At 76.3% G+C, this 476-nt stretch carries 1 protein-coding gene; it reads left to right on the forward strand.

Annotated features, from left to right (window positions below):
- Positions 1–476, forward strand: a 476-nt coding sequence (locus tag I6U14_RS14580) for an MOSC domain-containing protein (protein WP_367115675.1), incomplete at both ends; no start/stop codon positions are given.

A 476-nucleotide genomic window follows, 5' to 3' on the forward strand; every position in this document is an offset into this window, starting at 1 on the left:
GGTGGGGCCGCGGGGGGCGCGGCGCGCGCCCGCCCGCGGGGGGGGGGCCGGGGGGGGGCCCAGGGAGCGGGGCGCCGGCGCCGAGGCCCTGCCCGACGGCGGCCTCCGTGGGGACGGTTACGCCGCCGGCACCGGCTGGTGGCGGGCCACCGACGGCTGCCAGGTGACGCTGATCCATGCCGAGCACCTCGCCCGCGCCGAGCGCAAATCCGGCCTGACGCTCACCGACGGCCGCCACCGACGCAACCTCATCGTCTCCGGCCTCGCCCATGTCGACCTGCGCGGGCGACAGCTTCGCATCGGCGAGGCCCTGTTCGCCTGGCATCGCGTGCGCCCACCCTGCGGCTATCTCGACAAGGTCTCCGGCCGCGGCACAGCCAAGGCGTTGGGCAAGCACGCCGGCGTCTGCCTCAAGGTCACCGAAGGCGGCCTCATCCGCATCGGCGACCCCGTCCACCCAAAAAGGGGTCAGAGCC

It is taken from the genome of Thiohalocapsa sp. (assembly GCF_019695415.1).
GTDB lineage: Bacteria > Pseudomonadota > Gammaproteobacteria > Chromatiales > Chromatiaceae > Thiohalocapsa.